The sequence below is a fragment of the Rhizobacter sp. P2_H2 genome (assembly GCF_056403375.1).
In genome coordinates, this window is record NZ_JBFUFP010000375.1 from 1 (window position 1) to 4,830 (window position 4,830).

The following is a 4,830-nucleotide window of genomic DNA, read 5'->3' on the forward strand; positions in this document are numbered from 1 at the left end:
CCGTCGACGCGCTCTGCAGTGCGAGGCGCGAGCGGTCGGCGCCCTCTTCCTCGTCGCCGCCCTGCGACTTGCGCTGCGTCGCGATCGCGTCGAAATCGGCGGCCGACACGTCGCCCGTCACGTAATAGCCGTCGAAGCACGAGGCCTCGAAGCCGTTCAGCCTCGGGTTCAGCGCGCCCACCACCTTCTTCATCGCGGCCACGTCCTGGTAGATCAGCGCATCGGCGCCGATGAACTGGCGGATCTCCTCGATGCTGCGGTTGTGCGCGATCAGCTCTTCGCTGGTCGGCATGTCGATGCCGTAGACATTCGGGAAGCGCACCGGCGGCGCGGCCGAGGCCATGTAGACCTTGCGCGCGCCGGCCTCGCGTGCCATCTGCACAATCTCCTTCGAGGTGGTGCCGCGCACGATGGAATCGTCCACCAGCAGCACATTGCGGCCCTTGAACTCGACCGCGATCGCGTTCAGCTTCTGGCGCACCGATTTCTTGCGCACGCCCTGCCCCGGCATGATGAAGGTGCGGCCGACGTAGCGGTTCTTCACGAAGCCTTCGCGGTACGGCTTGCCGATCTTCTGCGCCAGCTGCATCGCCGATGGCCGGCTCGACTCGGGGATCGGGATCACCACGTCGATCTCGTTCGGCGGCATCGTCGAGATCAGGCGCTGCGCGAGCGTCTCGCCCATGTTCAGCCGCGCCTGGTAGACCGACACGCCGTCCATCACCGAATCGGGCCGTGCGAGGTACACGAACTCGAACATGCACGGGTTCAGCGTCGGGTTCTCGGCGCACTGCTGGGTGTGGAGCTTGCCGTCCAGGTCGATGAAGACGGCCTCGCCCGGCGCCACGTCGCGCACCAGCTTGTGGCCGGTGCCTTCGAGCGCCACCGATTCGCTGGCCACCATCACCTCGGGGCCGTCCGGCGTCATCGCCTCGCCGAAGCACAGCGGGCGGATCCCGTACGGGTCGCGGAAGGCCARCAGCCCGTAGCCGGCGATCAGCGCGACCACCGCGTACGAGCACTTGATGCGCTTGTGCACCGCGCCGACCGCCTTGAAGATCTCCTCGGTGGTCAGCGGCAGGTCGCGCGCGGCCATCTCGAGCTCGTGCGCGAGGATGTTGATCAGCACCTCGGTGTCGCTCTCGGTGTTGATGTGGCGGCGGTCGATGTCGAACAGCTCCTGCTTCAGCGAATGCGCGTTGGTCAGGTTGCCGTTGTGCACCAGCACGATGCCGAACGGTGCGTTGACGTAGAACGGCTGCGCCTCTTCCTCGTTGTAGGCGTTGCCGGCCGTCGGGTAGCGCGTCTGGCCCAGGCCCACGGTGCCGGGCAGGCCGCGCATGTTGCGGGTGCGGAACACGTCGCGCACCATGCCGCGCGCCTTGTGCATGAAGCACTTGGTGCCCTGCATCGTGACGATGCCGGCGGCATCCTGGCCGCGGTGCTGCAGCAGCAGCAGCGCGTCGTAGATCAGCTGGTTGACCGGCGTTTTCGAGATCACGCCAACGATGCCGCACATGGGAGAGTCCTTGCTTGTTCAACCGGCCCGCGTCATGCGGGCAGGTGGGAAGAGAGTTGAGGCGGAAGCACGGGCTTCAAGGCCGCCAGGGTGGCATTGAGCCACGGCGCGCCCACCGAGCTTGTCCAGGCCGGTGAAGTCACCATCGGCGTCATGCCGACCACCAGCCCGATGGCCAGCAGCACGACCACGCCGCGCAGCAGGCCGAAGAAGCCACCCAGCAGGCGGTCGATGAGGCTCAGCGGCGTCACGTGGATCAGGAAGCGCAGCAGCCGCGCCAGGATGCCCCAGACGATCAGCGCCGCGACGAAGGTGAGCGCGAATGCCGCCGCATGGTTGATGCCGGAGCCGATGCGGCCGACCGGGATGTGCGGCGCGACCATCGGCGTCAGCCACTGCGCGGCGAACCAGGCCGCAAACCAGCCGACCAGCGACAGCAGCTCGAACACCAGGCCGCGCACGAGCCCCACCAGGACGGAGAGACCCAGGATGCCGAGAAAGACCCCATCGACCCAGCCCATCGTGCGCCGTCACAGCGTCAGGATGGCCGACGGCAGGCCGGCGGTCTTGATCTTCGCGGCAGCCTTGTCGGCCTCGTCGCGCGATGCGAACGGGCCGACCCGCACGCGGATGCGGTTGCCCGCCGAGGTCTCGACGACCTGCGTGTAGGTCTTCAGGCCGAGCTTCTCGACCTTGTGGCGGGCCTCGCGGGCGGCGTTGACCTCGGCGAACGCACCGACCTGCACGACGAAGCGGCCGGCCGCCTCGGGCGTGGCGGGCTTGCCGTCGAGCAGGGCCTGCGCGCGGGCGCTGTCGTTGGGCTTGGCAGCGGGCTTGTCGGCAGGCTTGTCGGCCGGCTTTTCAGCGGGTTTTTCGGCAGGCTTGCGTTCGACCGGTGCGGGGGCCGGCACGGGCGCCGGCTTCGGCGTGACCGCCGCCACGGCCGGTGGCGGGACCGCAGCGGCCGGCGCCGAGGCCGACGGCTCGCGGCCTGCATCGGCCACGTTCTCGGTGATCACGCTCGGCGGCAGCGGTGCCGGTTTCGCATCGGCCGCCCGTGCGTTGGTGGCGGCCGGGGCCGGCGTCGTGGCGGGCGCGGCCGGGGTGTCGCGCCGCAGCTCGACCGGCGTGTCCACCGGCAACGGACGCGGCTGGGTCTCGAACAACAGCGGGAAGCCGATCACGCCGGCGATCACCAGCACGGCGGCGCCGATGAGCCGCTGGCGCGCGCGCGTGCGGGCCTGTGCGACGGAGTCGGGGGATTCGGCCACCGGGGGCGCCTTCGCCTTGGATTTGGCGGGCGTTGCGCTGTTGGGCGTGTTGCCCGGCGTGCGCTTCAGGAAGGACAGCAGACCCATGAAGAGCTGATTCCAGGTGAGCAAGAGAGCGATCAGCTCAAGTGCTTGGCAGAAAGACGGGGGACGCCGTCCTTCAGCACGCCGCCCACGGTGAAGAACGAGCCGAAGACCACGATTCTATCAGCGGGGTCCGCCGCCTCGATGGCCGCACGCAGTGCGTCGTCCGGGCTCGCGTGACGGAATGTAGCGACCGGGCCCGGGCCTTTCAGCGCCAGGCGTTCGTGCAGCTGCTGCAGCTCGGCGGCGCCGGCCGCGCGCGCGATCGGCAGGTCGGTGAAATGCCACGCATCGACCAGCGGCGCCATGCGGCGCAGGATCGCTTCGAGGTCCTTGTCGGCCATCGCGCCGAACACCACGTGGGTGCGCGGGAAGAAGCCCATCTGGTCGAGGTTCTCGGCCAGCGCGCCGACCGCGTGCGGGTTGTGCGCGACGTCCAGCACCAGCGTCGGCTGGCCCGGCACGATCTGGAAGCGGCCGGTCAGCTCGACCGATGCGAAGCCGTTGCGCACCGCCTGTGCGGTGATCGGCAGCCGATCGCGCAAGGCCTCGAAGGCGGCCAGCGCGGCCGATGCGTTCAGCAGCTGGTTGGCGCCGCGCAGCGCCGGGTAGGCGAGCCCGCTGAAGCGCTTGTCGCGCCCGCCCCAGCCCCACTGCTGCTTGTCGCCGGCGTAGTTGAAATCGCGGCCGAGCAGCCGCAGCTCGGCGCCCACCTCGGCCGCATGCGCGACGATGCTGGCCGGCACCATCGGGTCGCCCACCACCACCGGCTTGCCGGCACGCATGATGCCGGCCTTCTCGCGGCCGATCGATTCGCGATCGGTGCCGAGGTAGGCGGTGTGGTCGATGTCGATGCTGGTGATCACCGCGCAATCGGCATCGATCGCATTGATGGTGTCGAGCCGGCCGCCGAGCCCGACCTCGAGGATCACCATGTCGAGCGGCGCGCTCGCGAGCAGCCGCAGGATCGCCATCGTCGTGAACTCGAAGTAGGTCAGCGGCATGCCGGCGCGCGCCTCCTCGACCGCCTCGAAGTGCGGGATCAGCTCGGCCGCGTCGACGCTGCGGCCGTTCACGCGGCAGCGCTCCTCGAAGTGCACGAAATGCGGCTTGATGTAGAGCCCGACGCGGTAGCCGGCCTGCAGCCCGATGGATTCGAGCATCGCGCAGGTCGAGCCCTTGCCGTTGGTGCCCGCCACCGTGATCACCGGCACCTGGAAGGCGATGCCCAGGCGCTGCTTCAGCAGCAGGCTGCGCTCCAGCCCCATGTCGATGTCCTTGGGGTGCAGCTGCTCGCAGTGGGCGAGCCATTCGGCGAGGGTGGTCGGTGTGGGCATGACGGTCTCAGAAGAAGGAAAGGCGGCCGAGGCCGCCTTGCGCAGGGAGCCGGGCCGGCTCAGGCCACGGCGTCGGCGCTTTGCCGTTGCAGCATCGCGAGCGAGCGGGCGATCGTCGTGCGCAGTTCGCGCCGGTCGATGATGCCGTCGATCGCGCCGGTCTTGACGAGGAACTCGGCGCGCTGGAAACCCTCGGGCAGCTTCTCGCGCACGGTGTTCTCGATCACGCGCGGGCCGGCGAAGCCGATCAGCGCCTTCGGCTCGGCGAACACGATGTCGCCGACGAACGCGAAGCTCGCCGAGACGCCGCCCATCGTCGGGTCGGTCAGCACGCTGATGTAGGGCAGCTTCGCCTTGGCCAGCAGCGTCAGCGCCGCATTGGTCTTGGCCATCTGCATCAGGCTCAGCAGCCCTTCCTGCATGCGCGCGCCACCGGTGGCCGCGAAGCTGACGAACGGCACCTTCTGCTCGACCGCGGCCTCGACGCCGCGCACGAAGCGCTCGCCGACCACCGAGCCCATCGAGCCGCCCATGAAGTCGAACTCGAAGCAGGCGGCCACCAGCGGGATGCTGAGCACCGCACCGCCCATCACCACCAGCGCATCGGTCTCGCCGGTGC

Annotated in this window: 5 protein-coding genes; all 5 read right to left on the reverse strand. The window is 69.4% G+C overall.

The features are described 5' to 3' along the window. Positions 1 to 1,519 (reverse strand): amidophosphoribosyltransferase (gene purF, locus AC1D15_RS18300; RefSeq protein ID WP_477827102.1); only part of this gene is annotated, 1,519 nt, incomplete at its 3' end. 32 nt (positions 1,520 to 1,551) lie between these two features. After that, positions 1,552 to 2,040, reverse strand: coding sequence for a CvpA family protein (locus tag AC1D15_RS18305; protein ID WP_047511278.1), 489 nt, complete (start codon positions 2,038 to 2,040; stop codon positions 1,552 to 1,554). A 9-nt stretch (positions 2,041 to 2,049) separates the two neighbouring features. Beyond that, a complete protein-coding gene (locus AC1D15_RS18310; RefSeq protein ID WP_477827103.1) occupies positions 2,050 to 2,877 on the reverse strand; it encodes an SPOR domain-containing protein in 828 nt (275 codons plus the stop codon). Between the two features lie 32 nt (positions 2,878 to 2,909). Next, positions 2,910 to 4,211 carry a bifunctional tetrahydrofolate synthase/dihydrofolate synthase gene (folC, locus tag AC1D15_RS18315; RefSeq protein WP_477827104.1) on the reverse strand — a complete coding sequence of 434 codons (1,302 nt, stop codon included), beginning with the start codon at positions 4,209 to 4,211 and terminating at the stop codon, positions 2,910 to 2,912. 59 nt (positions 4,212 to 4,270) lie between these two features. Continuing rightward, positions 4,271 to 4,830, reverse strand: a 560-nt coding sequence (locus AC1D15_RS18320) for an acetyl-CoA carboxylase carboxyltransferase subunit beta (RefSeq protein ID WP_477827105.1), incomplete at its 5' end; no start/stop codon positions are given.